Source organism: Vibrio sp. Isolate22 (genome assembly GCF_022398115.1).
Classification (GTDB): domain Bacteria; phylum Pseudomonadota; class Gammaproteobacteria; order Enterobacterales; family Vibrionaceae; genus Vibrio.
Genome location: NZ_JAKEUW010000002.1, coordinates 84,975 through 110,988 on the forward strand (window position 1 = coordinate 84,975; position 26,014 = coordinate 110,988).

The following is a 26,014-nucleotide window of genomic DNA, read 5'->3' on the forward strand; positions in this document are numbered from 1 at the left end:
TAACATTGTTTATGTCGTTACAAGCACTTACTTCTTATTCATGTGACTATGTTTATTCAAGTATCTGAACCCAATCAACAACATCAGCGAAAGCAATACTGCAGCCATCACAAACCATTGAAATGAGTAACCAAAGTGCTTCTCAGACTTCATCGCCGTCGGACGCCATAACATTTCATAAGGCCATGAATCCAAGCTCTGAGGTTGAAAAATGAACGGCAACACCTCTTGTCTTGTGTATTGTGATAACGCTTCTATGTTGATGTTTTGAATCCTTTTCGGCGTCGTATTTTCTAGACCAAGTTCCTGACTTAACGGATTCACCGAACGTGTGTACAAGCGACCAGACATCTCGATTGGTAGCGTGATCTTTCCTATTTCTGGTAGCTCTCTTCTGTCATTACTTGCTGCAACGAATCCAAGATCGATCAAAAGCTGTTTTCTGCCATCTTGAGTTTGAACCTCACCCAGCATGTAAATCACATACCCCACCGTTCCTTGATTGATTTGGTTGTCCAGCAAGAGAATTAAACCACTCTGGTCCACTAATACGACGTCAGCTTTCAAGCCATTTAAGGTCGAAGGGGGCACCGACTGCTCAGTTCCAACGCTTGCCTCTCTCCATTCATTGAGCACTGTATCTAACGGCTTAGAAGGTTGCAGAGCTCTCTGCGATAGCTGCTGCTCATAACGCAGTTTCTCGTTACCTCTGTCTAACTGCCATAAACCCAACTTGATTAAAATGCCGACTGAAACCAAAGTTAAAGCAACCGCAAACCAAAAACCTTTACTGCGGAACTTTCGCTCATCATGATTCAAACGGTTTGGAGTTATCACTATGGCGTCACCTACCTTTATCCTGTTATTCAAAGTTGTGTTAGTTGCCCTGCTGTTTTTCATCGCATTCAACTTAATGAAAGGACTCATTCAAATCGCTTCGAGCAAACACAATGGCAAAAAGCTGAGTCACTTCTTGGGGCGTCGAGTCATGTGGTCAGCCATTGTTGTGCTACTGTTATTGCTTGCTTTAGGGTCAGGAGTGATAGCTCCTAACCCTCGTCCTTATTAAAGTCTTTAGCCTTGTCGCTTCGCTAAAGCACGTATACAAACACGAATAATCCTAACCAAACCACATCAACAAAGTGCCAATACCAACTGCCCGCTTGGAACGCAAAATGGTCTTTGGGTGTAAAATGGTCTTTGGCAACCCTAGCTAACAAGACGATTAAAAAGATAGTCCCTAAGCAGACATGTAAACCATGGAAACCCGTCAGTAAGAAGAAGGTGTTGCCATAGATTCCTGATTGAAGGGTCAACCCCATATCTTGATAAGCATGGATATACTCTTCAACTTGGAAAAATAGGAAGAACCCAGCCAGAACGATAGTGATCTCTAACCAAACGATTAACGCCATGCGCTTGTTTTGTTCGAGGCTTAGATGCGCCATATGTAGCGTGATGGAAGAGAGTAATAGGATAATGGTGTTTTTAAGAGGGATACCTTGCCACGGCATAGCTTGTGTTGTTACACCATCCGGTGTCGTGGTCAGCGGCCACATTGACTGAAACATTGGCCACAACACTTCGTGAGTCATTTCATTGTTGCCCGCCCCACCAATCCAAGGGACAGAAATCATACGAGCGTAGAACAGCGCGCCAAAGAAGGCACCGAAGAACATGATTTCAGAAAAGATGAACCAACTCATACCCTGCCTGAAAGAGCGGGATATTTGCTCAGAGTAGAGACCGCTCAAGGATTCCGTTATCACATTGCTAAACCAACCCGCGAGCATGTACAATAACACCGCAAACCCAACAAACAGCACAGCCTTACCGAACACACCACCAGCGCCATCAGTGCCCATGTTTTGGACGGTTAATCCAGCTCCAACGGCAACAAGAAACAGCGCAACGGCACCGACTAATGGCCAATGGCTTTGATGTGGAACGAAATAAACTTCCTTTTTAGAACTCATCGCTCAACTCCTTATGTTGATTCTGGTTCTGTAATTCCCTAGTTACTCGCGATTACATTAGACTCGGCACTGCTTGATTCCCCGACTACCTCACTTGTAATGTTAAATAGCGTATAAGAGAGCGTCAGTGTATGAATCGATTCTGGAATATCCGGCTCTATATAAAATATCAATCCCATTTCTGCGCTTTTATGCCCATCTAATGGTTGCTGGTTAAAGCAGAAACACTCCATCTTATTGAAGTAAGTCGCCCCCATCCCCGGGGATACTGAAGGCACAGCTTGTCCCACTAGAGAGTTTCCTGATAAATTTTTGGCGATATAGTTCGTTTGAATCACCTCACCAGGGTGAACTTCCAACACACGCTCTTCAGGAACAAACTGCCAGGGCATGTCAGGTTTGATGTGCGACATAAACTCCACACGAACAGTGCGAGAGTAATCTGGCTGCATCCCACGTGGCTGAACCGCAGACACGGTATTGGTTTTGCCATTAATACCTAAAGCCTCACACATCACATCGTAAAGCGGCACCAAAGCGAAACCGAAACCAAACATCGCAACCACACTCAAGACCAAGTAACCCGTCAACTTTTTGGATGACCGCTTGGGTTGGTTTTCACCTTTGTGTAGATCGCTCATAGCTCATCCCTCTGCTCAATTTTAGGTGGATGAGTGAAGGTATGATGAGGTGCTGGACTTGGGACGGTCCATTCTAGCCCTTCAGCACGTTCCCATGGCTTGCTTGACGCAGGCTCACCACCTCTTACACACTTAATGACCAGCCACAGGAAAATCAACTGAGACAAACCAAAGGCGAAGCCCCCTATCGACACCACTTGGTTAACGTCAGCGAACTGGATAGCGTAGTCTGGAATACGACGTGGCATCCCCGCTAAACCTAAGAAGTGCATAGGGAAGAAAAGAACATTCACTGAGATTACCGACGTCCAGAAGTGCCATAGACTGAGCTTGTGGTCGTACATATGCCCTGTCCATTTAGGCAACCAATAATAGGCGGCCGCCATTATCGAGAATACGGCACCAGTCACCAGAACATAGTGGAAGTGAGCCACCACAAAATAGGTGTCGTGGTATTGGAAATCTGCAGGAACAATAGCCAGCATCAATCCAGACAAGCCACCTATCGTGAACAGAACGATAAAGGCGATAGTGAAAAGCATTGGGGTTTCGAAGGTCAATGCGCCTCGCCACATGGTTGCGACCCAGTTAAAGACTTTCACGCCTGTCGGCACAGCAATCAACATGGTGCAATACATGAAGAACAGCTCTGCAAAGACGGGCATCCCCGTGGTAAACATATGGTGAGCCCACACTAGGAAGGACAAGATTGCAATACTACAGGTCGCGTACACCATGGAATGATAACCAAACAAACGCTTGCCGCTAAATGCCGGAATGATTGCTGAAACAATACCAAAGGATGGCAAAATCATGATGTAAACTTCAGGATGCCCAAAGAACCAGAATATATGCTGGAACATGACGGGGTCACCGCCACCGGCCGCATCGAAGAAGCTCGTCCCAAAGTATTTGTCGGTCAACACCATGGTCACTGCCCCAGCGAGAACTGGCATTACGGCTATCAGCAAGAAAGCTGTGATTAACCAAGTCCAAACAAACATTGGCAATTTAAACCAAGTCATACCCGGAGCTCTCATGTTCACGATAGTCACGATAACGTTGATCGCGCCCATGATTGAGCTAATACCCATGATGTGAACAGAGAATACAAACAAAGCTGTGCTATCTGGGCCATACGTCGTTGAAAGCGGTGCGTAGAATGTCCAACCAAAGCTCGGACCGCCCCCTTCAGTAAACAAAGAGCCAATCAAAATTAGGAAGGCGAAAGGTAAGATCCAGAAACTGAGATTGTTCATTCGAGGTAACGCCATATCTGGCGCGCCGATCATCATCGGGATCATCCAGTTGGCGAGCCCTGTAAATGCAGGCATTACCGCGCCAAATACCATGATCAAACCATGAACTGTAGTCATCTGGTTAAAAAAATCAGGCTCAACAAGCTGCAGACCAGGTTGGAATAGCTCCGCACGGATCACCATCGCCATCGCACCGCCAGTTAGGAACATGGCGAAACTGAACCACAGATATAGCGTACCTATGTCTTTATGATTGGTTGAATACAGCCAACGCGCCCACCCTTTTGGAGCGGCATGGGAATCGTGATCGTCCGAAGGTAAGTCATGGCTGTCTAAGGTACCATCTAAAGTATGACTTAGAGCCTGGTCTTCTGCAGGCGCCGATTTCACCGGCTTTTCGATTGGTGAACTCATAGCTGCTCCTTAGCATCACTTTGTGCTTCATCCGCAGAGCCTTCCGCTCCACCCGACTGTTTGACCTTATAGGCATTAACATCTGAAGCTTGAATCACATCGCCCGTGTCGTTCCCCCAAGCATTTCTTTGGTAGGTTACGACTGCTGCAATCTCTTTTTCAGTTAACTGATTGTCGAAGGCTTGCATTGCCGTGCCTCCTCGACCGTAAACAATGGTGTCGATATGAACATCGACATCTCCTAGGGCAATAGGGCTTCCTTTGATTGCAGGAAACGCTCCAGGGATACCTTCGCCGTTAGCTTGGTGACAAACCGCGCATCGAGTTTTGTATACCTCTTCACCTATGGTGTTCAACTCTTCCAAAGAAAGTGACGCGTCTAATGCATCTTGAGCCGCTTGTTTCGCCGCTATCGTTAACTCTTTCTGTTCCGCTAGCCATGCATCAAATTCGTTCTCTTCCATAGCATGAACAACTATCGGCATGAAGCCATGAGCACGACCACACAGCTCTGCACATTGTCCTCGGTAAACACCTGGTTCATCGATTTTGGTCCACGCTTCGTTAATAAATCCCGGAATGGTGTCTTTCTTAACAGCAAAAGCCGGCACCCACCACGAATGGATAACATCATCTGAAGTCATTAAAAAACGTACTTTCCGGTCTATGGGCAACACAAGTGGTTTATCAACCTCCAACAAATAGTGCGCACCTTTTACTTCAATACCTTCAATTTCTTTGTCGCTGGTCGCTAGCAAACTGAAGAACTCAACATCTTCACCGAAATAGCTGTAGTGCCATTTCCATTGTGAACCAGTAATCTTAACGGTGAGTTCGGATTGAGAAGTGTCTTCCATCGCTATCAAGGTTTTAGTAGCGGGAATCGCCATAGCGATGAGAATAATAATAGGGATAATGGTCCAGAGGATTTCGACTTTGGTACTTTCATGAAAATGAGCAGCCACAGCGCCCTTCGACTTTCGGTGCCTTAGAATCGAATAAAACATCACACCGAAAACCACAAAGGCGATTGCACAACAGATGTAGAAGATCAGCATGTGGAGCTCGTAGACTTGTCCACTTATCTCTGTCACACCTTGGGTCATGTTGTATTCACTGTTCGCATTCGCCGAGACCGATGCCAGTAGCACAACAAAACTATTCAACAGCCACCCTAGCCTAACCAGTAATCTTTTCAAAAGATCTCTCCTTATCCTTCCTAATTGGATACATACGACCAAAATGTCGGAGCGAACCCAACAACATTCATTGCTGTACCGGCTTCGCATGAAAAGGCTGAATCTCAATCTACTACTCGCGTCGGCACAGCCTTTACGGGGCTGAACACTCTAGTCTTACTTGTCGACTTATACGTCTCACAAAGTCCGGAGGTTTCAACGAAAGATTCAAAAACGGCGAAATTGTTCAATTTTGTTATATTTATGTAAAAGGCTAGTTAGTGATATCCAATTGTTCAAGGTAAGTTTACTTACAAAATAGTCAATTATTTAGAATGGCTAAGCCGACATGTCTTTGCCGTTGGAGTTTATTTAAATCGAGTTTTACGATTGCTTTCGTGGAAATGATAATCAATATCACTTAAATTAATCCCAACAGTAAGTCATACCGACATTAAAAGGTTCAGTAATTATGCAAGATGCTATGAATTGGTTAGCGAGAGACCCAGATCCAAGAACTCGTGAAGAGCTACAACACCTCATCGACGAGGGAATGCATGACGAATTAGAAGACCGCTTTACGCAGCGATTAGAATTTGGAACAGCGGGTCTTCGAGGCAAAGTAGGATGTGGCCCAAACAGAATGAACCGCTTAGTCATTCAAGAAACCGCAACTGGGCTCGGTCACTATCTAATTGAACATGTGGAAAACGCGGCCATCAGAGGTGTCGTTGTAGGCTATGATGGCCGATTAGATTCCAAGCAATTCGCTATTGATACCGCTTCAGTACTGACAGCTTTGGGCATCAAGGTTTATCTGACATCGAATGTGGCTGCGACCCCTATCGTTGCGTTTGGTATTGAGCATTTCAACGCAGCAGCGGCCGTTGTAGTAACTGCTAGCCACAACCCACCTGAATATAATGGCTTCAAGGTATACTGGGAAAATGGCGCACAAATTATACCGCCTCATGATGCTGGTATTGCCGCTGAAATTGACTCCGCAGCGACTAAGCCTATCCCTTTGATGAGCCTCAGTGATGCGGAAACACAAGGCAAGTTAGTGTGGCTTACCGAGGGTTACTATCAAACCTACCGTGCTGCAATCAATCAAAGCCCATTTGTAAAGAACGACATCGAATCAGCTAAAACCACTATCGCTTACACAGCAATGCATGGCGTCGGCGCACAGATGGCAGAAGACCTTCTCCACGATTCAGGTTTCCACAAGGTATTTAGCGTTGCAGAGCAAAGAGAGCCTGATGGCCACTTCCCAACAGTGAACTTCCCTAACCCAGAAGAAAAAGGGGCAATGGATCTTGTGGTTAATCTCGCGAAAAGCGTCGATGCAGATATCGCCTGTGCTAATGACCCTGATGCGGACCGGTTTGCGGTTGCAGTAAGAACAAATGACGACTCATACAAAATGCTAACGGGTGACCAAGTAGGCGTACTATTCGCACATTACTTACTGTCAAAGCCGCACACTAAGAACCAATTGGTCGGTAACAGTATCGTATCGTCTACCCTACTTGAGAAAGTCGCTAACTCTCACGGTGCTACCTACTTCCAAACTCTGACCGGGTTTAAATGGTTGGCGAACATTGGCATGCAGTTGGAAGATGAACAGAATGAGTTCCTATTCGCCTATGAAGAAGCGCTAGGTTATACGATTGGTACTCAAGTCCGCGATAAAGATGGTTTGTCAGCCATTGTCGTTTTTGCACAACTGGTCGAAGAGTTAAAATCTCAAGGTCGAACAGTGTGGGATCTTCTGGCTCAAATTTCCTTTGAGCACGGTGTTCATACCAATGCACAACGCAGCATTGCGCTGGACCCTGATTCACCTTCAATTGGCTCTAAACTTCGCGCTGCACAACCAAAAACAATCAATGGCATCGCGATATCTGTGATTGAAGATCTCCAGTCTTCATTACGCTTTATTACAGGTGGTGCAACAGAGGCGATAAACCTTCCTGCTAGTGACGTACTCATCTATCATCTCGAAGATGGTTCTCGCATTATCGTCCGCCCTTCGGGCACAGAGCCAAAGGTTAAGGTTTATTACGAAACCGTGACAAAGTTTGAAGGGACAGAGACCTATGACGATACTCGTCAGCGAGGTGAAGAATATATGGATAAGCTCATCGAGCAACACCAGAAAGAACTGAACTCTTAGCAGATTAGTGCATTCAAAATGAATCAGCTAAAACAAAAAAATGGACGCTCTAAGCGTCCATTTTTCTTTAAACATTTGATTGCAATTAGTAGCGTTTGGTTGGTACTTATGAAGTGAAGAAAGAAGACAGCATCCAAACGGCTAACACAACAAATACGCCACCCATCACTTTTTGTTGATAGGTACGAAACTTAGCATTCTCTACCAGTGACTTACCGATAGTACCTACCAATGCCACAAGCAAGAAATTGAACGTTAAGCCTAGAACATTCAGTAATAAGCCGAGCACCAACATCTGCTCGCCCGATGTCGCCTCAATATTTGTCGACACGAACTGAGGCAAAAACATCACAAAGAATACCAAGGCTTTAGGATTAAGCAGGTTACTGATCAGCGCTCTTTGGTAGTAAGCCTTTGCAGCGAAATTATCAGTCAGTTCAGGAGCATTGCCCTGCTCTGTTCGCAGGCAGTCCCACCCCATTTTTAGCAAGTATGTACCACCTAATAGGTGGAGAGCATTCAAAGCAACCGGGCTCATTGCGATTAATGCAGATACGCCCATCGCCGCTAAAACAGTAAGAATGATCCCTGAAGTCGCGTTACCTAAGCTCGCAAAGACACCAACCTTGCGACCATAACTCATACTTGAGCTAGCAATCAGCAACATATCAGGACCAGGTAAAAGAAGAAGAGCGACGACGGCAGTCAAGTAAACGGGCAGAATGGTTAAATCGATCATAGGGTTTAGCATTGATAAAAATGGAGGCGGATTTTATATCAATTACCAACACCCTTCCAGATGCAATTAGTTGTATTATAGCTAAAATTTCGAATTAAAAACCAACATCATAAAATTAGCCAAAATTATTAACTAAATAGACAACTTTAGTTAACTCGCAACCCACTCGATCTCTATCAATGTTGTCTCACCACACTTAAGGCGACCTAGGAAAATATCACCTTGATGTACTTCTCCGACACCTTTAGGGGTGCCCGTCATCACTACATCGCCATCTAGCAAAGTCGTGTAAGAAGAGAGCTCTTCGAGGATTGTTTGTGGAGAATATAGCATCTGCTCAACGTGTCCTTTCTGAACACGAACACAGTTAATAAACAGCTCTAAATTTAAGTCTGCAAGATCCAAGTTTGTTATTGGAACAAAGCGGCTAAGAACGGCAGAACCATCAAACGCTTTAGCACGTTCCCACGGTAAGCCCTTCGATTTCAAGCTACTTTGTAGCTCGCGCTTGGTCAGATCTAACCCTAAACCTACCGCTGAATATTGACCGTTTTCAACGATGAAACAAATTTCTGCTTCGTAGTGCAGGGCTTCTTGATGAAAAGAAGAGAGGGAAGAAGTTACGCTAGTACAGGGCTTATTGAACACCACCATAGCGTCTGGAATCGCGTTGTTAAGTTCTTCAATATGATCGACATAGTTACGCCCAACACACAGCACTTTCGTCGGTGTCGCTGTTCGTTTCGAATTCATTAACTTTTCCTGATCTACAACGCTGCTCATAGTTTATCCCTGAACTATTTTTGGAATGCAGAGTTTACCTCATCCCAAAGAGAGAATCTTCGACAAGCTGGCTACTGATCTCTAAATTCTGATCTTTAGCTCAATTCGCCCATTGGGAAATTATCATAAGGAAATCGGGGCATTCCCAAGTGGTCATTCAAAACGAAAAAAGCCCTCTCCAACCAAAAGGTTTGAGAGGGCTTAGCATGGTGTCTAGGACAGTATCCTAAAAGGTAAACCTAAGGAGTAAACACTATGCTAAATCAGTCTGCGACTTATAGGTAGTAACGAGCACCAAGTAGCCACTGGTCGTCAGCTTTCTCTTTGTAAACGCCAGAACCTTGTAGGTCGAACTGGTAACCAGCAAAGCCTACGAACTGAGATGTGAAGTTGTATTCAGCTTGTACAGCTGAGGTGCTGTATACAGTTTCGCTCTTCTTGTCGTCTTCTACCGCTTCGTAGTTAACGCTTAGGTTTAGGCTGTTAGAAAGCGCGTAAGATGCTAGTAATTCGATTGCTACTGTCTCTTCTAGCACAATGCTAGCAGAGCCTACTTTCGCAGAGTTCATGTAGTTGTTCATTGCGTATACACCAGCAAGGTACAAACCTTCAGCGCCGTATGAACCGTAAGTTGCACTTACTACGTGAGAATCAGCAGTTTGTGAACCACGAAGAGCGTAGTCAACGTCACCTGTGTTGTACGCATAGTTTGCAGTAAAGCCAGCAATTGCGTAGTTCAATGCAACTTGACCACGGTTACCGTATGTGTTTGCACCATCAACCTTACGACCTTGCCACGCAACAGCTGCGCCAAGAGAACCAGCATTGCCGAAATCTAGAGCGTTTGAGTAGCTCACCATCTCTTCACCACGACCAGTACCTAGGTTACCGTGATCTTCGTAGATAAAGTCGTTTGCGAATGCGATTGGCATATCAGCAACGCCTGCAACGTTGTAGTATGGTGCCCATTGAGTACCTACTGCTGCACGGCCGTAATCGTCGTGAGAAACACCAACGTAACCAAGACGAGTTGTGAATGACTCTTCACCACCGTCTAGCATGTTCAGTGCCCATTCACCTTTAGCGTCAGCAGTAAAGCCGTTGCCTAGTTCGTGTGTTGCACCGAAGTTGATACGTGGAGAAACAGTCTCAACACCAATATCATCACTGTTTTGACGATCAGAGCTGTTTACGTCACCAACTGCAACTGAAACGTGGCCGCCAACTGAAAATGTTGTGCCGTCTTCGTTGTAAAGTTCTACTGCAACTGCCTGTGTACCAAATACTGCACCAGAAATCGCTAGCGCTAAAAGTTTCTTATTCATTGTCATATCCATTTGTAGCTGGGTGAGTTATTCACTAACAACCTCGTGCTTACGGAGAAGTTGTTACCTGCATTTAACAAGTAGGCAAACCCTAATCGATGAATGACAAAAAAGTTGCATTAAAATATATAAAATAAAGAAAGCAATACTATAAAAAACCAAAAATTAAATAAATACAAAAACTTAGATTGGAAACAACAAATTCTCATTGTGTTTTATTTACAAAAAATGAAACCTATTTTTGCTTTTTAAAGCATAAAAAAAGCATTAAAAATCAAAGCACCCAAACCACTCATCAGACCAATACATCACACCACTCCAAACCTGAAACACCTTGTAACATCTAGAATCCAGTCGAAATATTTAGCTTACTAAACTAATTTCGACTTTAGATTCCGGGAAGCTACTTAGTTAGCTAATTTGGCCTTCGCGAACACAAAAAAAGGGCAACCAATCACAGATCAGTTGCCCTTTATGACGCGTCATTTCACTCTATTTGAAGCATACCTCAGCCCAACGAGCTAAGCCCGCCGTTACTGAACCAAAATAGTTGCCACTCACAATAGGCAGATTCGGTACGGCTTGTTGAACCGCTTCTCGAAGGATAGGTGAACGTGCAGAACCACCCGTCATATAGATAACATCTGGTTTCTTTTCGCCTTGTTGAATAGCCTCTTTAACCAACTCAATCATCTTAGATTTTGGCGTATCGATAGCATCGACCATCTGTTCCACTGAGATATCGACTTCGATCAACTCGGAGGCAACATTCATCGCTGCGCGATACTCAGAAGACTCCGCCAACGCGATCTTAGCTTCTTCGGCTCTACGTACGATGCCGTAACCCAAGGTATCGTGATAAACCTTGAGTAAGCGGTCTAGCTTGTGTGGTTCAGCAGCTTCTTTACGAAGTAACTTCAATGCAGCGAGGTTTTCTCGAGAGTAAAAATTCTTTTGAGCTTCTACATTGTTGATGGCTATTGGGTTCCAGAATTGGGTCAATGGCATATCAATACCGGAAATAGCTTTACTGCTCATACCAAAAGGTGACATCAGTTGTTTGAAAGCCAGGTAAATATCTAAATCATTACCCCCTACCCTTTGACCACTGTGCGCTAATAAGCTCTGGCTACGATCCGCTTTCCCAGACCAACTCGGGCCCATTTCTAATAGAGAACAGTCGGTCGTACCACCACCAATATCAACAACCAATACCGTTTGGTTTTCAGTCAGAGTGCTTTCATAGTCTAAGCCAGCAGCTACGGGTTCAAATTGAAATGCAATATCTAGGAAGCCCGCACGCTTCGCAGCGCGAGATAAGATAGCTTCAGCTTGTCTGTTTGCCTCTTCACCACCGCGACCGTGGAAGTTAATTGGTCGACCAATAACCGCTTGTTTGATTTGTTCTTGAGTAGTGAGCTCAGCTTGCTGCTTGATGTTCGCCATCATGGCGCATACTAGATCTTCAAAGAAGCTGACCTGAACGTCATGTAGCCCACTTGCGCCAAGGAAAGACTTGGGAGACTTAACATAATAGACATCACGCGGATCTTCTAAGTAGAGATCCAACGCTGCCTGACCAAATGCCATGTCTTCTGGCACAAGGTCGATACTCTCTTCGCGGTTGTGGGCAATTGCACGTCGTAGCACTTGCTCACCGACCGCATCGCTCGGTTTGATGTTCAGGTGGCGAAATAGATGTTCAGATACACTCTCACGAGTAGGAGCAAATACGGTTGAGGGAATATAGTGGTTGCTACCTTCTAACGGTAACAAGCTTGGTTCTCCATTGACCATTGCAGCCACAGAACAGTTTGCTGTTCCATAATCAAATCCAATAAACATAATATCCCCCACTCAACAAAAGGGGCGAGATGCTACATGAAAAGCCTTTCAATTACGAGGTCATTTACTATTTTTCAGAGTCAATTTTTAGTGAGTTTTCTCTTAAAACAGATACAAGTGTGTTACATTTCAGCCCAAACAAATCAAGGGTCAGATAGATGAAAACACCTTGCCGAGCGGCTTGTAAAAATAATGGTGGCATGTGTAGCGGCTGCTTCAGAACCATGGACGAAATTATAGGTTGGAAAGGCTTATCTGAGAGTGAAAGAGAGTCTGTGATGAATAACCTTAGCGGTATTAGCTCTACCCACCAATGCCCGCAATGTAACGAGCCGGCTCAGTGCGATATTAGCGCAGGTAAAGAGACCTGTTGGTGCTTTGAGCTAGAGAAAAGAGACACGAACTCTATACCCAAAGTTGGAGTGTGTATGTGTCGCAAATGCTTGTCTGAGTTGCCAATTCAGTAGCCCGACGGTATTGAAAGATCGAAGAAAGAAGCGAGATAAACTAGTCTCGCTTCAGAGTATTATATTTAAGTAAGTATTTACTTCGGCGTTGAAACCTATTTAATTATACTTTAATACTAACGCTGGTTGGGAGAATTCAACCCCACTCCAGCCATGAACCATAAAGTTTCGGATGTTCTGGTGATCAGTGTTCTCTGGGAAACCTAGTACATCATTGCGGTAGTATTGACCAAAGCACGCTAGTGTTTGCTCTGCTGAAAGCCCTTGATCTTGGCCGAACGCAAAAATTTTGCATGAACCATTGTTCTGCCCTGCCTCATTCACCACATCTCCATTACGAAATTCGCACTCAGAAAAATCATAATGAGCTTCAATTACCTGCATTGTATCTTCAAATTGAACACTTTCAGGTGATTCAGACAAGGTGTTTAACAAGGTTTCTAGTTCCATTTACTCTTTCTCCTTTGATTAGATTATGGGTAGCAGTGTAACGCGTTTTTTGCGCAGAGTAAGCCGCTGTTTGAGTGACAAACCATTTCCACTTTTTTCACTCAGATATCTTTATTTCCTCAATGAAAGTAATGACATAGTTCTATTGGGACGTTATATTATTTCAACAGATGGTTAACATTTTCATTGAAGAACATGCATAAAGATAAAAACTTAGAACTGTTTAGATACCTTAAACCCGGTACAAAAGCAGCAGGTGTGTTGGAGTTTGGACCCGATGACTCAATTTCGATCAGTACTCTATATATTGGGCACAAAGAAGAGCAGTACCTTATCTTAGAGCTGTCACAAAAAGCGACCGAGGCACTGACGTTAAGAAAACTTATCAACGTGGATATTATCGTTCGAGCGATTACAGACACGGAACTTGGTCACATCGTTGCGTTCAAAACGAATGTACTGGCTCATATCACTTCCCCTGCACACCTCCTATTTCTTCGTCCGCCAACTAACTTTGCAACGAAACCAATCCGTGAGCACGAAAGATACAAGGTATGCCTTAAGTGCGAAGTGACCTTTGATACCTTGACGCTAGACGCGACAATGGTTGATTTCTCAGTTTCAGGTTGTGGCGTCTATATCACGCAACAATCCGATATTGATGTCGGCTGGAAGATCAAAGTTGACTCGGTCTTGAGTGAACATTTGGATAGCGAGTTAGTTTACAAAGTGGTGAGTAAAAAAAGACAAGGGCAAGGCTGGCTGCTGGGTATTCAGTTCCCTGAAAACCTGCACATGAGTGACGAGCTTAAAACATTACTGTTAGAACAAGCTTTCGTTGCTGGCTTTGTATAATGGTTCGCGCATGCTCAGCGTGCTGTGCTGACGCTACTTGGTTTGGCACAGCACTACGTTCAAAGAGGGAAAAAATTAGAGTCTATTTTCATCCCAATACGAATTTTTGAAATGAACAAAAGCTTGGTGCAATGACTCTTCTTTTATCGGCTTAACAATCACATAGTTTGCGCCAGCAGCCATAAAGCTGTCTCTTGTAGACTCTTGAGCATCGGCAGTACACGCATAAATTGGTGCAGTTACGCCAATTTCCTCTCGCAGCTGCTGAGTCGTCTCAACACCGCCTAGGTTTGGAAGTTGATTATCCATAAGGATGAGGTCATAAGTGGTCGCTTTTGCCATCTCAATTGCCTCTAAACCATCCTTAGCCCACGTAACCACCATGCCATACTTCTTACAAAAAGCCTGCGCGATAAAAGCGTTAGTGTGATTATCTTCCACCAGCAGTACATTCAAAGCGCGGTCAAATAAAGCCTCAGGCTCCCCCCCTGCCTGCTGTGTGACATCAAGTAACGGCTTAGAATTTAACTCTACCGGAATTTCTATGATGAACTCCGATCCTTGATCTTTCATACTGCGAACTTGGATATCCCCTTCGAGCATATCGACTAAGTTCTTAACGATCGTGAGCCCTAATCCGGTCCCGCCGTATTCACGTGTTGTCGTCTCTTCAGCTTGGACAAAAGGTTCAAAAACAGCATCAATTTTACTCTCGTCAATACCAATACCGGTATCTTGCACTCGTACGATCAAACTGGCTTTGTTGGTATTGAAGATACTTTCAAGCTCAAAGCTGACCGAGATGCCACCTTGATGGGTAAACTTAAGTGCATTGCTCAGCAAATTAAACATTATTTGATTTAAGCGCACTTGGTCAGTGTTGATTTCCATGTCGTCAGCCAAGTGATTCACGATCGTGAATGTGATCGATTTATCCTCACAAAGTGGACGGTAGATACTATCCAAGGTGTTAATCAACTCCGCCAAGCGGAAGTCTTTCTTTTGAATATTGAATTGCCCTTGTTCGATCTTTGAAAAATCCAAAATGTCGTTCAATACCGCTAGCAGATGCTCTGCACTGTTACAGAGTACATCGACCTGCTCTTTATTATCTTCATTGTGCATAGAGCGTTTAAGAAGCTGAGATACACCCAATATGCCATTGAGTGGTGTTCGGATTTCGTGACTCATCTTCGCCAAGAAATCTGCTCGAACGTTGGCAAGATGCTCTGCCTCTTCTCTCGCTCTATCCGCTTGTCTTTCAGCTTCCACCAACTTAGTAATGTCTTGCCCTTGAACCACAACCCCTGTGATGCCGTGCTCAACCCGGATAGCCGACATGTTCCAACGGAACACCTTCTCACCAATCGGTACGTTAATTCCTGTTAGCTTTGCGCCCTGAACCACCATTTGGATATTCGGTAGCATACGCAGTTCAAAATCATGGGCAATTGCACCGTAATTATCATCTTCATCAAACAGCGCCATACGAGCCGCTGGATTCATCTGGATTAAATCGCCTTTTTCAGACCAAACCAAAATAGGAGAATGCGCAAAGTTAAAGAGATCTTGGAATTTTTGATTCTGCTCGGACAAGCGTTCAAAGGTATCTTCTAGAGTGCAGCCTATATGATGAAACTCGAAAATATTCGACCCATCGAACTTGTTAAACTCTTCGCTATCACTCGCTGAGCGGGTAAAGTGCATCAACTTATCGAGCTCCGCCGCCACTCTTCTTTGAATCCAAGTACGAGCGAAGAAGTACATAAACACAATCACGACAACAACAACGATGATGGCGCGCTCATAGTTTTCTTCTAAGGCGATAAAATTGGTGTTCTTTTGTACCGCACGAATAACCAGTGGAGTATCTACAGCGTTGATCTTAATTGTCGCCACTGTGACGAAATGACGAGGCAACTGCTCGTAAATTTTGTATTCAAGAATATCCTTTATCGTATACGTCTCATCGCCACTGAACGTCGAGGTTACCGGCGTTCCATGCGCTTCAATTACGATATTCTCACAGTTACTGCCCTGTTGTATCGACTCTGCAAGAGAGAAATTATTGTCGAGTACAATAGCAATATAAAGCTGACCGAGAACTTCGCCAGTCTTGTTATCAACAATGGGGGTTCGTCGAGCCAACAAGTGACGTTTACCAATCTCGGTCATTACTTGGATAAAGTGCCAGTTACTGCTAAAAGAGACCTCATCAGAAATATGCTCTAGGTTGTTTCCATCTAAACCATAAAACTGAGCGTTGCCATCTTCCCATACCAACCCGTCGTGTGTTGAGACAAAACGTAGATCAGGAGCATAATCGGGCTCTCGCTGATCTACGCCAAAGAAGAAGTAGTTCAACACCTCTTCGTCGCCCGTAGCAAAATACTCACGTAGGGTGTCACTGTGTGAGCTACTGTCTTGATGAATCTGTAAGACAGACAAACGATAATCAAACATGTTTTGAATCAGACTCGACGTCTGTTGAACCGTTCGATTAGTCTCTTGTTTTACAATGTTACTGCTGGTTTCATAATTATGAATAAGCACGCCAAGTGCCATCACGCCTATCACTAAGATAATGATACGCGTAATAAGCTTAGCTAATGTGTTCCTAGGTGTACTGGCGTAGCTTTTCTTCATTATTGACCTGAGTATCTAAATGCTCGCTGTTTCAGTTCAGAAATGCGTTCTGGGGAGTCTTCTTTAGTCACGATTTCAAAATCACCAGAGTAAACAGTAGGAACGGCTTCCCCGGCAAGGTCCCACTTAATAGCCTCTGCCATTGCGATCCCCGTATCGTCGTTCATACGCATAACAGTGACATCAAGGTCACCTCTTTCAATCGCTTCAAGCTCAGCAGAGCCGCCGCCCCAACCGTTAACTAAGATATCTCGACCCGATTCTCGAATCGCATCCGCTGCGCCTAAAGCGACATCGGTTGCACATGCATAAATAAAGTCTAGGTCTTTATCGTTCTCTATGCTGATTTTAGCCGCTCGGTAACCACTCTCTTTGTCCGATCTTGTGTAGAAAGAGGATTTTAAATCAAAGTTCGTATCACTGTTTACATCGTGAATGAAGGTATCACCACGGGCATCACTAATATAACCTTCTGAACGATACAGTACCGAATATTTGCTGTTCGGTTTGCTGACTTCTTTGAAGTAATTCGCTAATTTTAAACTGCCTGTTGCATGGTCAAAACCAACATACATGAAGGGTTGCCTATCAGCCCATGCACGAACTGGCGTAGTGATGTTCTGCAGAATAAGTTTGGTATCGGTAGAGCTCAATACGTGCTCAATAAATTTACGATGGCGCGTCGTATCTAGCGTAAAGATCAAATAATCGGTTTTATTTTCTATCGCTTCTTGTAACGAGATACTTTGCTGCGCGAGATCCGCGTTCACTCTCGTAAACACTTGGTTAATTTGATAATTAATTCTCAGTTTATCAAGTCGCTTTTCAAAAGCTTGGATGTTACGAACCCAATAATCAGAGATTTGTTGGCCCGGATACACGACAGAAATCGTGATCGGATCATCCTGGACTCGTTTCAGTGGAACGGGGTGGTTTTGCACAGCCTGGACCATTTTATCGGTTAAGGCTTTTTGTTCAGGAAAGCTAGAAAGGTAGTCTTGGTACTCCCAATATCCGTTAAGGACATGGGTTCCGTGGGAGAGAGCGGACGCAGAAAATACGGCTAGTCCAAACAACATCAATAAACGTTTCATATTTTTCTCGTTTTATATGAGCTACTTTGGCTCATTTTTTAACCTAGCATGACACCATCTCTTTGAATGGCTGAAAGATATTATGTAGGACAACGAGGATAAATGATAGCGGCTAGAGCTAATTAGAACGACATTCTAAATGAGTAATATATCAAATGAGAGCGGTAACGGAAAAACTTTAGTGTCACGTGGCTAAACACGCCTTCCTAATTTTATATTTTTCAAATAAAAATCAACTATTTAATAAAAACTATCTCGGAATTTTCATTTATTACGATTTTATCAGTAGCCACTATTTTAGGTATGAATTATGAGACTTCGATATATTGCATGTTGTCGTCTTGCCACTCAATGATAAGTTTGAGTGATGCTAACTTTTCTTTACGTAACTTAGGTAATTGTTTGATCGCGTATTCGGTTTTCAGAGCCTCACTTTTCGACTGGGTCTTCATACTCCAAACTAACTTCAGCGGCCCCTTGCCTTTTAGGGCTTTGGCACCTTTACCAGTTTGGTGCTGCTCAAAGCGGCGTTGTAGATTATTGGTGACACCACAATATAAAGCGTTATGACGATTGCGGATCAGGTACACGACCCAATCCGCCTTATTCTCAGATTCAGACATTTAAAGCAGAGATTCAACCAGAGCTTTCAACTCAGCGACTTCAGCTCTTAAGCTTGCAACCTCAGACTCTAGCTCTTCCAGCTTCTCATTCGACGCTGACGGTGCTGCAACACCTGCAGATGCCGTCGCAAACGCTTCAACATCGACTTCACCGCTGAGTAAATGCTGATAACGTGACTCTCGCTTACCTGCTTCACGCGGTAGTTTAACAACCAAGGCGCCAGCTTCACGGGTCGCTAACTTTTCGAGCGTTGCTTCCACCTCTTTTACATCAGTGAAATTCGCTAAGCGCCCTGTCCTCGTGCGTAATTCACCCGGCGTTTGTGGACCACGCAGTAACATACAACAGATGATCGCGCGCTCTTGTTCTGTAAATTGCAGATCACCAAACTCAGTATTGCAGAAGCGATGCTGGTACTTATTAACACGACTATTAAAACTACTTTCGTCACTGACCATGCGGCGAGCAATCAAGCCATCAACGGCATCTAATACTTCTGACTCAGACAACGACAGAACAGGCTCACGATTGCTTTTCTGATTACAAGCAGTGGTCAGACTGTTCAACGTAAGTGGGTAATGATCGGGAGTCGTCACTTCTTTTTCGATCAAGCAACCAATGATTCTCGCTTCAATTGGGGAAAGTACTGTGTTCATCGTTATTCCTTTTTATTATTTTGGTGATTCCGTCTCAGCACTAAACAATGCAGTCACCTAGGACTAGTGCTCAGACAAAATTGGTACTCGTTTCTTTCTACCCTGTTCATCAATCATTATGATCTTAGAACGGTTTAGCTCTATTTCCACGACTTCCAAATAAGTACGCTCTTTTACATACGCATCACGAAGCTTGTTTTGCTCTGCTGAAGGTTCAGTCGCTTTATCACCTGAATCTTCGGTTTCCAATTGTTGTTGATTCATTTCACATTTCGTATCAATGCAGTATCTACATGGGATACTAACTTGAACGGCGAGATAAAAACAATCACACATCGGTGAGAGTGACGAATAATTAAACAACCTTACTTTTGCTTTGATCTAAAGACTGTTACATCATCAATTGATGTGCTTTAATCAGAACCAGATAACGTATTTGACGAATAGGAAAAGGAATCTATGAGCAGCGTATTTGAAATTGTTAACCAAGCACGACGTAAGAACAAACTTAAGCGTGAACTGTTAGACAACGAAAAGAAAGTTCGTGACAACCGTAAGCGTGTCGACCTTCTTGATAACCTACTTGATTACATCAAGCCAGAGATGACTCACGATGAGATTCTAGGCATCATCAAAAACATGAAAGCTGACTACGAAGATCGTGTTGATGACCACATCATCAAGAGCGCAGAAATTTCTAAAGCTCGTCGCGACATCAGCCGTCGTATCCGTGAGCTGACAGAAGAAGACAAGCAAATCCAAGGTAAGAAGTAATCTTACAAAGTTGAATGACTTGTTTAGTAACCCACTCTTTGTAGTGGGTTTTTTTGTACCTAAATTCCTGTGTCTATACTTACGCTTACGTATTTAGTGATTTAAATATCATTAACAAGGCCAACGTAAGAAATGGAGTCACCTTATGTACTCAACCATTCTGATCACCTTAGCGCTGTCATCAACTCAACCCTACCCACAAGAATTCGAAAGACTTTACACCGAAAATACCGAAATCACTTATGACGATCTCGTGGTCGACGTTCATGGCTATAAGGTTCCAACTCGCTCGGCATTTCGAGGCTGGATGCTACTTAATCACGCTGAAGACAGAGTAAGAGAGATAGGACAACAGCTCAAAGATGCGGGAATCACCCAAAGCATGCCTTTGCACTTGGTGCTGTTACAAGGAACAGACTGGGCGATGAGTAACACCACCTTGTTTACCCTGCCAGATAAAAAGAATGTATCGAACATGATCAACACCTTGAAATACATTCAACAACACATTGAGCCTGAAATCGGTGTGGTGATACCTGTATCAGGTGAAAGAACTCAGATTTATAACCAACAAGCTGGCGGTGCACTACGAAGTAAGCACTTAGAGTTTTGTGCGTTGGATTTAGTCCCTGCCAATGACATTACTCGAGAGCAACTGCATGTAAAGCTCAAAAAGATTCACGCTGAATTTGGCCAGAAAAATAACGTTGGTCTGGGTTTGTATTCAGGTGTTCGGTTCCATATCGATACCTGTGGTTTTAGGCAGTGGTAAACACACATTCAAGTCAAAAAGACACCCTAAGCCAAAGTGTCTTTTTGACTACAAACTAAAACGGTTTGATTTTAAATTATTGATAAATAACAACTTTAATAATTGGAACGCTAATTGCTACTAGTTAAGTATCAAAAGAACTAATAGTAACTAGGAATTCAATATGAAGACGATGACTCAACGCTTTCAAACTCTACTTTCTGTATCTAACTTCAGCCTAGCGATTACCACTTTGCTTATGCTACTCAGCATAATTATCGCTTACCCAATGGCGGATCATTTCTCACTACCGGTTCAAATCGTCGCGCACATCAGCACCATCATTGTGGCAGCTTTCATCAAAATCAGTTATGTCGGGCGCTGCCTTGCTCAATACAATTTAGGCATGGAAGTGCGTTAACAACGCTTGTTCCAACTATGGTTTAAAGCTCAACAGCCTTGTTGAGCTTTAAACCAGCTATCAGTTAGACGATATCAAGACTGCTAAACAAGTCGTAGAGTTGGTGAGATTTATAAGGCTTGGGTAAATAGGCATTCATGCCTGCATCAAAGCAATCCTTGATGTCTTCTTCTAACACACTTGCGGTTAAGGCGATAATTGGTAGTGGAGTCGTTTGTTGCTCGCTCTCCCACTGTCGGATTGCTCTAGTCGCAGTTATCCCATCCATGACTGGCATCATGCAATCCATCAACACGGCATCAAATTGCGCACCCTGAGTAATAACATCAACCGCCTCTTGTCCATTACTAGCAATTAGATACTCGTAGCCTGCTTGTTCAAGAAAGAAGCTCGCTATCTTCTGATTCATCAAGTTATCTTCGACAATCAAGATACGTCGATTCAGAGGACGCACTTCTTCTTTTTCTGATTTGGCTTCAGGTACTGGCTCTTCATTCGCATCAAGTGACAATAGACTATTCAAGAAACGTCGTCCCAAGAATGGCAGTGTATGAGTTGAATGAACAGACTCTGTAATCAGATTAGTTTTGAATAAGTGGTGCTGACAAACAATCACGCGATCTAACGGGTACTGCTCTTTCAACGTCGCTAAATCACTCTGCAGTGAGTGATGTAAGGTATGGCAATACAGAACAAAGTCGCTCTCTTTGATCTCTTCATCTAATGACGATATCGATCCCACCACCTTGGGTTTTATATTGAGGCGCTCACACTCTTTGACTAACTGGTCGAGATAGTTAAAAGAGTTGGAAATGATCGTTGCACGATTTAAATTATCGAAGCTTTGAACTTGCGTTTCTACCACATCGACATACAAACAAAACGTAAAGGTAGAGCCTTCACCTTTTACTGAACGGGCAGTGATGTATCCACCCATTAAGTCGACAAGCTGCCTACAGATTGCTAACCCGAGCCCTGTGCCACCAAACTGACGCGTGATACTGCCATCCTCTTGAGTAAAAGGCTCAAAGATGGACTCTAGTTTCTCGGGTTCAATACCAATGCCCGTATCCGAAACACTGCACTCGAGTTTGCCTCTGCCCATCGACATTGGCGCATAGGCGATATCAGTTGTAATGGTACCGTTAGAGGTGAACTTGATGGCATTCGACAATAAATTCGTCAGCACCTGCCTCACACGATACTCATCGAAGAACAGTTGCGGTGGTGTTTGAGAATCAATGTTTACATCGAGCTCAATGTCTTTACTGATCGCCTTAGATAAAATCACACTCACAGAGTCATAGACAGCCTCACGCAAGTCAGCATTATGTGGAGAGAGCATGAGGTTACCCGACTCAATCTTAGACAAGTCGAGAATGTCATTCAGCAGCACCAGTAATGAGTGCGATGATGACTCAATATCCCCAAGCACCTCTTGTTGGTTAGGACTTAGCTTACTCTGCGATAAAATCTCCGCCATACCAATGATCCCATTTAAGGGAGTTCGGATCTCATGAGACATATTGGCGAGGAATGCACTTTTCGCCGCATTAGCTGATACGGCATCTTCTTTGGCTGCTATAAGCTCTTGATTACGTAGGTAGTTACGTTCCATCACCCTATTTAAGGTTTCAGTAAACTCTGCTAGCTCGTCATTGCCCTCAATTTTTATGGTGTTCGGCTTGCCATCGTTATCAGCGCACTCTGAAACGCCCTTCAAGATCATTGATAGATTTCTGTTCAAGCGTATAGAGATCATAGCCCCCAACCACAACAACACACCCGAAACAGCAAGGATCAAGAACGAGATCACTAAAGTTTGTCTTTTCTGCAACGCAATATTGTTTGTTAAATCAAGCTGCAATTGCTTGGTGTAAGCACTGATCGCTTGAGAAATAGCTCGCTTTTTGACCTCTAGACTTTTTAAGTGTTCATATACTTCGGGCGATGAAAGTTCTCCTTCGAGGATTCGTGTTGCGAACTTGTCTTGAAACTCATCTTGGGAAACTGTGTTGAGAAGTTGCCTAATACTTGGAGAGCTCGTATCCGACTGGAAAAAGGTCTCTAATAACTGCTGCTGTCGATCTAACGCACTGATGTAGCTCAATAGATATTGATTTTTTTGCTCAGGCGAGCGGTACAAGCTGTAGCTCAACCATGCTTCTCGCTGACTCCAAAACACATAGTTAGTGAGGTGGACGAACATCGCATCAGCTTGGCTAATATCTTCATCCAATAAAGCCACCCGATATTCGGATAACTGAAGCAACACGCCTTTTAATAATCCGAAAGCCTTCTCGATTAACGCTTGATTGCCAGAACCTTGCGTCGAATTAGTCAGGCTCATTACCACATTCTTCAATTCGGTTAGCAGAGGCTCAATATTCGGGTTTTCATCAGATTGCTTTAATCGAGCCCCGTACTGAGAAAGCCTATCCAATTCTGATTGCAGGGTTAAAAGCAACTGGCCTTTCTCAGAAGAGTCATTAGACAGAACTAACCATCGATGTGCATTACTTGAAACCGTGTTGAAAGATTGAAGAGCTTCAACCTTAATTCGTGTAGTTTCAAGATTCTTCATCTTCGTATCGTTCTTGATCACTTGGTTGACTGTAAACCCAAACATGGTGATTACAGACACAGTGATAAGAAGAATTAGACGCCATCTAATTGACATGTTTATCATTTTTATAACTACTCCCTTCCCGAAAGTAATTTAACCTAGCCCAAGTAAAGAATAGGACATTAACAGCGGTTATTGATCAAATTGGATATGAACAAACGATACTCTGAGTCCAGAAAGGCAAATAATGTGCAGTGTACAAAGCAAACGTTGGTATCAGGATAGCAAATCAATGAAACGTTTCATTTCCGAGAGAGAGTTATTATCGCTCGCATAACAAGTAAAGAAGTCACGCTGTCAGATTAGAAAGGCAGCAAGTCAAAGTGCTAGGTACGAACAAATTACTAAATTAAGGTTAAATTTGTGAGATCCAAACGTTTGCGCTCTGCATTTTTTTCACGCAACGATGGGTTAGTTGAAAGTCAAACAACATAACAGGCTGATTGGCATGTTTGCTGTTTATCATTTACGTGTAACTTGAGTTATTGATCACAGCTTTAATGATCACTATGACTTTTATTACATATCATATTTTGATTTGAGTATTTTTTGGCGGAAATTAAGTGCTACAGATTGTTAAAGTCAATAACCTTTATCTACGTATAAAACTTGATTTATGGCTAATATCACGCCAACTTACAGATAGTTTGTCTGCATTTATTTTTCCTAGCAGAATAACCAGTCGTACCTTACAATCCTGCCACATAAAAATTACAAGTTACACACAACGCATATCAAGCACATTTAAGTGGCACAAAAGACCACCGCTTGATAGCTCAACCCCCTATGCTGATTGGCTTCCCTACAACCGCCATGACTGCAGAACTTAACGTGAAAGGTCCCGAGTAAAGATGAGTCCCGAAAAGCACCTCCTAGACTGGCAAACTAGTCAAACTATTGCTGAATCCATCGCTCCAACTTTAGGTCAGTTATACCGCCAAAAAGGCGTAGAAGTTATCCTCTTCGGTAAGACCTTAGTCAACGCAACAACGATCGACATCATCAAAGCTCACCGTATCGCAAAACGCTACACAGGTTCACCGCTAACCGCAGAACAAACTCAACCAATTATCCAACACCTACTATCAATGCGCTTGTCTCCTTGCCGCGTGGATGTTGGTCGTCTAGCAGCTCAATACTGGGAAAACCACGAAGATCTCAGTGCGATGGATGATTTCCTTCAAACGGCTCTAATGGGTTCATTAGAAGGCGAAGCGATGACCACACCTCGCGACGTTGTGTTATACGGTTTTGGTCGTATAGGTCGTCTACTCACTCGTATTCTTGTAGAGAAAAGCGGCCCAGGTTACCCACTTCGTTTACGTGCAATTGTGGTTCGTGGTGGTAAAGACGGTGATTTAGAAAAACGTGCAAGCCTACTACGTCGTGACTCAGTTCATGGCCAGTTCAACGGCAGCATCGTTGTAGACCAAGAGCGCAAAGCGATCATCGTTAACGGTAATTTCATCCAAGTTATCTACGCAAACAAACCAGAAGAGGTGGATTACACAGCTTACGGCATCGATAACGCACTGGTTGTTGATAACACAGGTGTGTGGCGTGACGCAGAAGGCCTGAGCCAACACGTAGCGTGTAACGGTGCAAGCAAAGTACTGCTTACTGCACCTGGCAAAGGTGACATCAAAAACGTCGTGTTCGGTGTAAATGAAGATGTGATTCAACCTGAAGACACCATCATCTCAGCGGCAAGCTGCACAACGAACGCGATTACACCAGTGTTGAAAGCCGTTCACGACAAGTTCGGTGTTCTGTCTGGTCATATCGAAACGGTTCACTCATTCACCAATGACCAAAACCTGATTGATAACTTCCACTCAGGTGACCGTCGTGGCCGTGCTGCTTCATTGAACATGGTGCTGACATCGACTGGCGCTGCAAAAGCAGTATCAAAAGCAATGCCGGAAATGGAAGGCAAGCTAACAGGTAATGCGATTCGCGTACCTACTCCAAATGTTTCAATGGCAGTAGCAAACCTAAACCTTGAGAAAGGCACCAACAAAGAAGAGCTGAACACGTACCTACGTGAAATGGCACTATCTTCTGCCCTATCTGCTCAAATCGATTACACAGACTCAACTGAAATCGTTTCTACAGACCTAGTTGGCTCTCGTCACCCTGGCGTTGTTGACGGTGTTGCGACTATCGCACAAGACAACCGCGCTGTTCTATACATTTGGTACGACAACGAGTTTGGCTACAGCTGCCAAGTTGTTCACTGTATGGAACAAATGATGGGCGTACGCTACAAAACTTACCCAGCGGTTTAATATCTCTGAGTAAAACAAGCTCC

At 43.8% G+C, this 26,014-nt stretch carries 24 protein-coding genes; 8 read left to right on the forward strand and 16 right to left on the reverse strand.

Going from position 1 to position 26,014, the window contains the following annotated elements; all coding sequences use genetic code 11:
• Positions 1-27: 27 nt before the first annotated feature.
• On the reverse strand, positions 28-927 hold the full coding sequence (locus L1D55_RS01835; protein ID WP_275665225.1) for an SURF1 family protein: 900 nt from the start codon (positions 925-927) through the stop codon (positions 28-30).
• On the opposite strand from L1D55_RS01835, the gene L1D55_RS01840 reads away from it, so the two are divergent.
• A complete protein-coding gene (locus L1D55_RS01840) occupies positions 839-1,069 on the forward strand; it encodes a DUF2909 domain-containing protein (protein WP_102425130.1) in 231 nt (76 codons plus the stop codon). The two genes, L1D55_RS01835 and L1D55_RS01840, sit on opposite strands and share 89 nt — an antisense overlap.
• A gap of 22 nt (positions 1,070-1,091) precedes the next feature.
• Here the strand turns inward: L1D55_RS01840 and L1D55_RS01845 are convergent, their stop codons facing one another.
• The 4 genes from L1D55_RS01845 to coxB are packed head-to-tail and all read right to left on the reverse strand — an operon-like array spanning position 1,092 to position 5,489.
• Positions 1,092-1,976, reverse strand: a complete 885-nt coding sequence (locus L1D55_RS01845) for a cytochrome c oxidase subunit 3 (protein ID WP_239916327.1) — start codon at positions 1,974-1,976, stop codon at positions 1,092-1,094.
• A gap of 38 nt (positions 1,977-2,014) precedes the next feature.
• Positions 2,015-2,617 (reverse strand): cytochrome c oxidase assembly protein, encoded by a 603-nt coding sequence (locus L1D55_RS01850; RefSeq protein ID WP_239916328.1) that lies wholly within the window; start codon positions 2,615-2,617, stop codon positions 2,015-2,017.
• Positions 2,614-4,290: a cytochrome c oxidase subunit I gene (ctaD, locus tag L1D55_RS01855; protein ID WP_239916329.1), complete on the reverse strand. Its 1,677-nt coding sequence runs from the start codon at positions 4,288-4,290 to the stop codon at positions 2,614-2,616. Before ctaD ends, L1D55_RS01850 begins: the two co-directional genes overlap by 4 nt.
• On the reverse strand, positions 4,287-5,489 hold the full coding sequence (gene coxB / locus L1D55_RS01860; protein ID WP_239916330.1) for a cytochrome c oxidase subunit II: 1,203 nt from the start codon (positions 5,487-5,489) through the stop codon (positions 4,287-4,289). The genes ctaD and coxB overlap by 4 nt, the downstream gene beginning before the upstream one ends.
• Positions 5,490-5,940: 451 nt before the next feature.
• Here coxB and L1D55_RS01865 point away from each other — a divergent pair, with 451 nt between their 5' ends.
• On the forward strand, positions 5,941-7,647 hold the full coding sequence (locus L1D55_RS01865; RefSeq protein WP_239916333.1) for a phospho-sugar mutase: 1,707 nt from the start codon (positions 5,941-5,943) through the stop codon (positions 7,645-7,647).
• Positions 7,648-7,753: 106 nt separating this feature from the next.
• Here the strand turns inward: L1D55_RS01865 and L1D55_RS01870 are convergent, their stop codons facing one another.
• The 4 genes from L1D55_RS01870 to yegD form a co-directional block, all read right to left on the reverse strand.
• On the reverse strand, positions 7,754-8,386 hold the full coding sequence (locus L1D55_RS01870; protein ID WP_061031342.1) for a LysE family translocator: 633 nt from the start codon (positions 8,384-8,386) through the stop codon (positions 7,754-7,756).
• Positions 8,387-8,536: 150 nt separating this feature from the next.
• Positions 8,537-9,169: a fumarylacetoacetate hydrolase family protein gene (locus L1D55_RS01875; RefSeq protein ID WP_239916334.1), complete on the reverse strand. Its 633-nt coding sequence runs from the start codon at positions 9,167-9,169 to the stop codon at positions 8,537-8,539.
• A gap of 275 nt (positions 9,170-9,444) precedes the next feature.
• A complete protein-coding gene (locus tag L1D55_RS01880) occupies positions 9,445-10,494 on the reverse strand; it encodes a porin (protein ID WP_239916336.1) in 1,050 nt (349 codons plus the stop codon).
• 492 nt (positions 10,495-10,986) lie between these two features.
• Positions 10,987-12,339, reverse strand: a complete 1,353-nt coding sequence (gene yegD / locus L1D55_RS01885) for a molecular chaperone (RefSeq protein WP_239916338.1) — start codon at positions 12,337-12,339, stop codon at positions 10,987-10,989.
• A gap of 158 nt (positions 12,340-12,497) precedes the next feature.
• On the opposite strand from yegD, the gene L1D55_RS01890 reads away from it, so the two are divergent.
• Entirely contained in the window at positions 12,498-12,806 is a 309-nt protein-coding gene (locus L1D55_RS01890) for a DUF1289 domain-containing protein (RefSeq protein ID WP_239916340.1), read from the forward strand.
• Between the two features lie 99 nt (positions 12,807-12,905).
• Here the strand turns inward: L1D55_RS01890 and L1D55_RS01895 are convergent, their stop codons facing one another.
• A complete protein-coding gene (locus tag L1D55_RS01895; RefSeq protein ID WP_239916342.1) occupies positions 12,906-13,256 on the reverse strand; it encodes a HopJ type III effector protein in 351 nt (116 codons plus the stop codon).
• A 195-nt stretch (positions 13,257-13,451) separates the two neighbouring features.
• Between L1D55_RS01895 and L1D55_RS01900 the strand changes: the two genes are divergently transcribed.
• Positions 13,452-14,111 carry a PilZ domain-containing protein gene (locus L1D55_RS01900; protein WP_239916344.1) on the forward strand — a complete coding sequence of 220 codons (660 nt, stop codon included), beginning with the start codon at positions 13,452-13,454 and terminating at the stop codon, positions 14,109-14,111.
• A gap of 75 nt (positions 14,112-14,186) precedes the next feature.
• Here the strand turns inward: L1D55_RS01900 and luxQ are convergent, their stop codons facing one another.
• The 5 genes from luxQ to L1D55_RS01925 all read right to left on the reverse strand — a co-directional run bounded on the left by luxQ (position 14,187) and on the right by L1D55_RS01925 (position 19,395).
• The gene (gene luxQ, locus L1D55_RS01905) at positions 14,187-16,757 is read right to left on the reverse strand and encodes a quorum-sensing autoinducer 2 sensor kinase/phosphatase LuxQ (protein WP_239916346.1); all 2,571 of its coding nucleotides are present in this window, start codon (positions 16,755-16,757) and stop codon (positions 14,187-14,189) included.
• Positions 16,757-17,851 carry an autoinducer 2-binding periplasmic protein LuxP gene (locus L1D55_RS01910; protein WP_239916348.1) on the reverse strand — a complete coding sequence of 365 codons (1,095 nt, stop codon included), beginning with the start codon at positions 17,849-17,851 and terminating at the stop codon, positions 16,757-16,759. Before L1D55_RS01910 ends, luxQ begins: the two co-directional genes overlap by 1 nt.
• A gap of 308 nt (positions 17,852-18,159) precedes the next feature.
• On the reverse strand, positions 18,160-18,474 hold the full coding sequence (locus L1D55_RS01915; protein ID WP_239916352.1) for a GIY-YIG nuclease family protein: 315 nt from the start codon (positions 18,472-18,474) through the stop codon (positions 18,160-18,162).
• On the reverse strand, positions 18,475-19,131 hold the full coding sequence (locus L1D55_RS01920; RefSeq protein WP_239916353.1) for a YceH family protein: 657 nt from the start codon (positions 19,129-19,131) through the stop codon (positions 18,475-18,477).
• A 63-nt stretch (positions 19,132-19,194) separates the two neighbouring features.
• Complete coding sequence (locus L1D55_RS01925) at positions 19,195-19,395, reverse strand: hypothetical protein (protein WP_063523833.1); 201 nt, start codon at positions 19,393-19,395, stop codon at positions 19,195-19,197.
• 195 nt (positions 19,396-19,590) lie between these two features.
• Here L1D55_RS01925 and L1D55_RS01930 point away from each other — a divergent pair, with 195 nt between their 5' ends.
• The 3 genes from L1D55_RS01930 to L1D55_RS01940 all read left to right on the forward strand — a co-directional run bounded on the left by L1D55_RS01930 (position 19,591) and on the right by L1D55_RS01940 (position 21,077).
• Positions 19,591-19,905 (forward strand): DUF496 family protein, encoded by a 315-nt coding sequence (locus L1D55_RS01930; RefSeq protein WP_004742367.1) that lies wholly within the window; start codon positions 19,591-19,593, stop codon positions 19,903-19,905.
• 145 nt (positions 19,906-20,050) lie between these two features.
• Complete coding sequence (locus tag L1D55_RS01935) at positions 20,051-20,677, forward strand: D-Ala-D-Ala carboxypeptidase family metallohydrolase (RefSeq protein WP_128163711.1); 627 nt, start codon at positions 20,051-20,053, stop codon at positions 20,675-20,677.
• A 163-nt stretch (positions 20,678-20,840) separates the two neighbouring features.
• Complete coding sequence (locus tag L1D55_RS01940; protein ID WP_004742365.1) at positions 20,841-21,077, forward strand: hypothetical protein; 237 nt, start codon at positions 20,841-20,843, stop codon at positions 21,075-21,077.
• A gap of 64 nt (positions 21,078-21,141) precedes the next feature.
• Here the strand turns inward: L1D55_RS01940 and L1D55_RS01945 are convergent, their stop codons facing one another.
• The gene (locus L1D55_RS01945; protein ID WP_239916434.1) at positions 21,142-23,706 is read right to left on the reverse strand and encodes an ATP-binding protein; all 2,565 of its coding nucleotides are present in this window, start codon (positions 23,704-23,706) and stop codon (positions 21,142-21,144) included.
• An 848-nt stretch (positions 23,707-24,554) separates the two neighbouring features.
• Between L1D55_RS01945 and L1D55_RS01950 the strand changes: the two genes are divergently transcribed.
• Positions 24,555-25,991, forward strand: coding sequence for a glyceraldehyde-3-phosphate dehydrogenase (locus L1D55_RS01950; protein ID WP_239916354.1), 1,437 nt, complete (start codon positions 24,555-24,557; stop codon positions 25,989-25,991).
• Positions 25,992-26,014: the final 23 nt, after the last annotated feature.

What these genes read in the sequence shown, in the direction of transcription:
- yegD (WP_239916338.1), bottom strand. Translation starts at nt 12,339, where the DNA reads ATGTTTATTGGATTTGATTATGGAACAGCAAACTGTTCTGTGGCTGCA.
- L1D55_RS01835 (WP_275665225.1), bottom strand. Translation starts at nt 927, where the DNA reads ATGAGTCCTTTCATTAAGTTGAATGCGATGAAAAACAGCAGGGCAACT.
- L1D55_RS01930 (WP_004742367.1), top strand. Translation starts at nt 19,591, where the DNA reads ATGAGCAGCGTATTTGAAATTGTTAACCAAGCACGACGTAAGAACAAA.
- L1D55_RS01890 (WP_239916340.1), top strand. Translation starts at nt 12,498, where the DNA reads ATGAAAACACCTTGCCGAGCGGCTTGTAAAAATAATGGTGGCATGTGT.
- ctaD (WP_239916329.1), bottom strand. Translation starts at nt 4,290, where the DNA reads ATGAGTTCACCAATCGAAAAGCCGGTGAAATCGGCGCCTGCAGAAGAC.
- L1D55_RS01845 (WP_239916327.1), bottom strand. Translation starts at nt 1,976, where the DNA reads ATGAGTTCTAAAAAGGAAGTTTATTTCGTTCCACATCAAAGCCATTGG.
- L1D55_RS01910 (WP_239916348.1), bottom strand. Translation starts at nt 17,851, where the DNA reads ATGAAACGTTTATTGATGTTGTTTGGACTAGCCGTATTTTCTGCGTCC.
- L1D55_RS01850 (WP_239916328.1), bottom strand. Translation starts at nt 2,617, where the DNA reads ATGAGCGATCTACACAAAGGTGAAAACCAACCCAAGCGGTCATCCAAA.
- L1D55_RS01895 (WP_239916342.1), bottom strand. Translation starts at nt 13,256, where the DNA reads ATGGAACTAGAAACCTTGTTAAACACCTTGTCTGAATCACCTGAAAGT.
- L1D55_RS01840 (WP_102425130.1), top strand. Translation starts at nt 839, where the DNA reads ATGGCGTCACCTACCTTTATCCTGTTATTCAAAGTTGTGTTAGTTGCC.
- L1D55_RS01935 (WP_128163711.1), top strand. Translation starts at nt 20,051, where the DNA reads ATGTACTCAACCATTCTGATCACCTTAGCGCTGTCATCAACTCAACCC.
- L1D55_RS01940 (WP_004742365.1), top strand. Translation starts at nt 20,841, where the DNA reads ATGAAGACGATGACTCAACGCTTTCAAACTCTACTTTCTGTATCTAAC.
- luxQ (WP_239916346.1), bottom strand. Translation starts at nt 16,757, where the DNA reads ATGAAGAAAAGCTACGCCAGTACACCTAGGAACACATTAGCTAAGCTT.
- L1D55_RS01865 (WP_239916333.1), top strand. Translation starts at nt 5,941, where the DNA reads ATGCAAGATGCTATGAATTGGTTAGCGAGAGACCCAGATCCAAGAACT.
- L1D55_RS01950 (WP_239916354.1), top strand. Translation starts at nt 24,555, where the DNA reads ATGAGTCCCGAAAAGCACCTCCTAGACTGGCAAACTAGTCAAACTATT.
- L1D55_RS01945 (WP_239916434.1), bottom strand. Translation starts at nt 23,706, where the DNA reads ATGTTTGGGTTTACAGTCAACCAAGTGATCAAGAACGATACGAAGATG.
- L1D55_RS01870 (WP_061031342.1), bottom strand. Translation starts at nt 8,386, where the DNA reads ATGATCGATTTAACCATTCTGCCCGTTTACTTGACTGCCGTCGTCGCT.
- L1D55_RS01915 (WP_239916352.1), bottom strand. Translation starts at nt 18,474, where the DNA reads ATGTCTGAATCTGAGAATAAGGCGGATTGGGTCGTGTACCTGATCCGC.
- L1D55_RS01920 (WP_239916353.1), bottom strand. Translation starts at nt 19,131, where the DNA reads ATGAACACAGTACTTTCCCCAATTGAAGCGAGAATCATTGGTTGCTTG.
- L1D55_RS01900 (WP_239916344.1), top strand. Translation starts at nt 13,452, where the DNA reads ATGCATAAAGATAAAAACTTAGAACTGTTTAGATACCTTAAACCCGGT.
- L1D55_RS01880 (WP_239916336.1), bottom strand. Translation starts at nt 10,494, where the DNA reads ATGAATAAGAAACTTTTAGCGCTAGCGATTTCTGGTGCAGTATTTGGT.
- L1D55_RS01875 (WP_239916334.1), bottom strand. Translation starts at nt 9,169, where the DNA reads ATGAGCAGCGTTGTAGATCAGGAAAAGTTAATGAATTCGAAACGAACA.
- L1D55_RS01925 (WP_063523833.1), bottom strand. Translation starts at nt 19,395, where the DNA reads ATGAATCAACAACAATTGGAAACCGAAGATTCAGGTGATAAAGCGACT.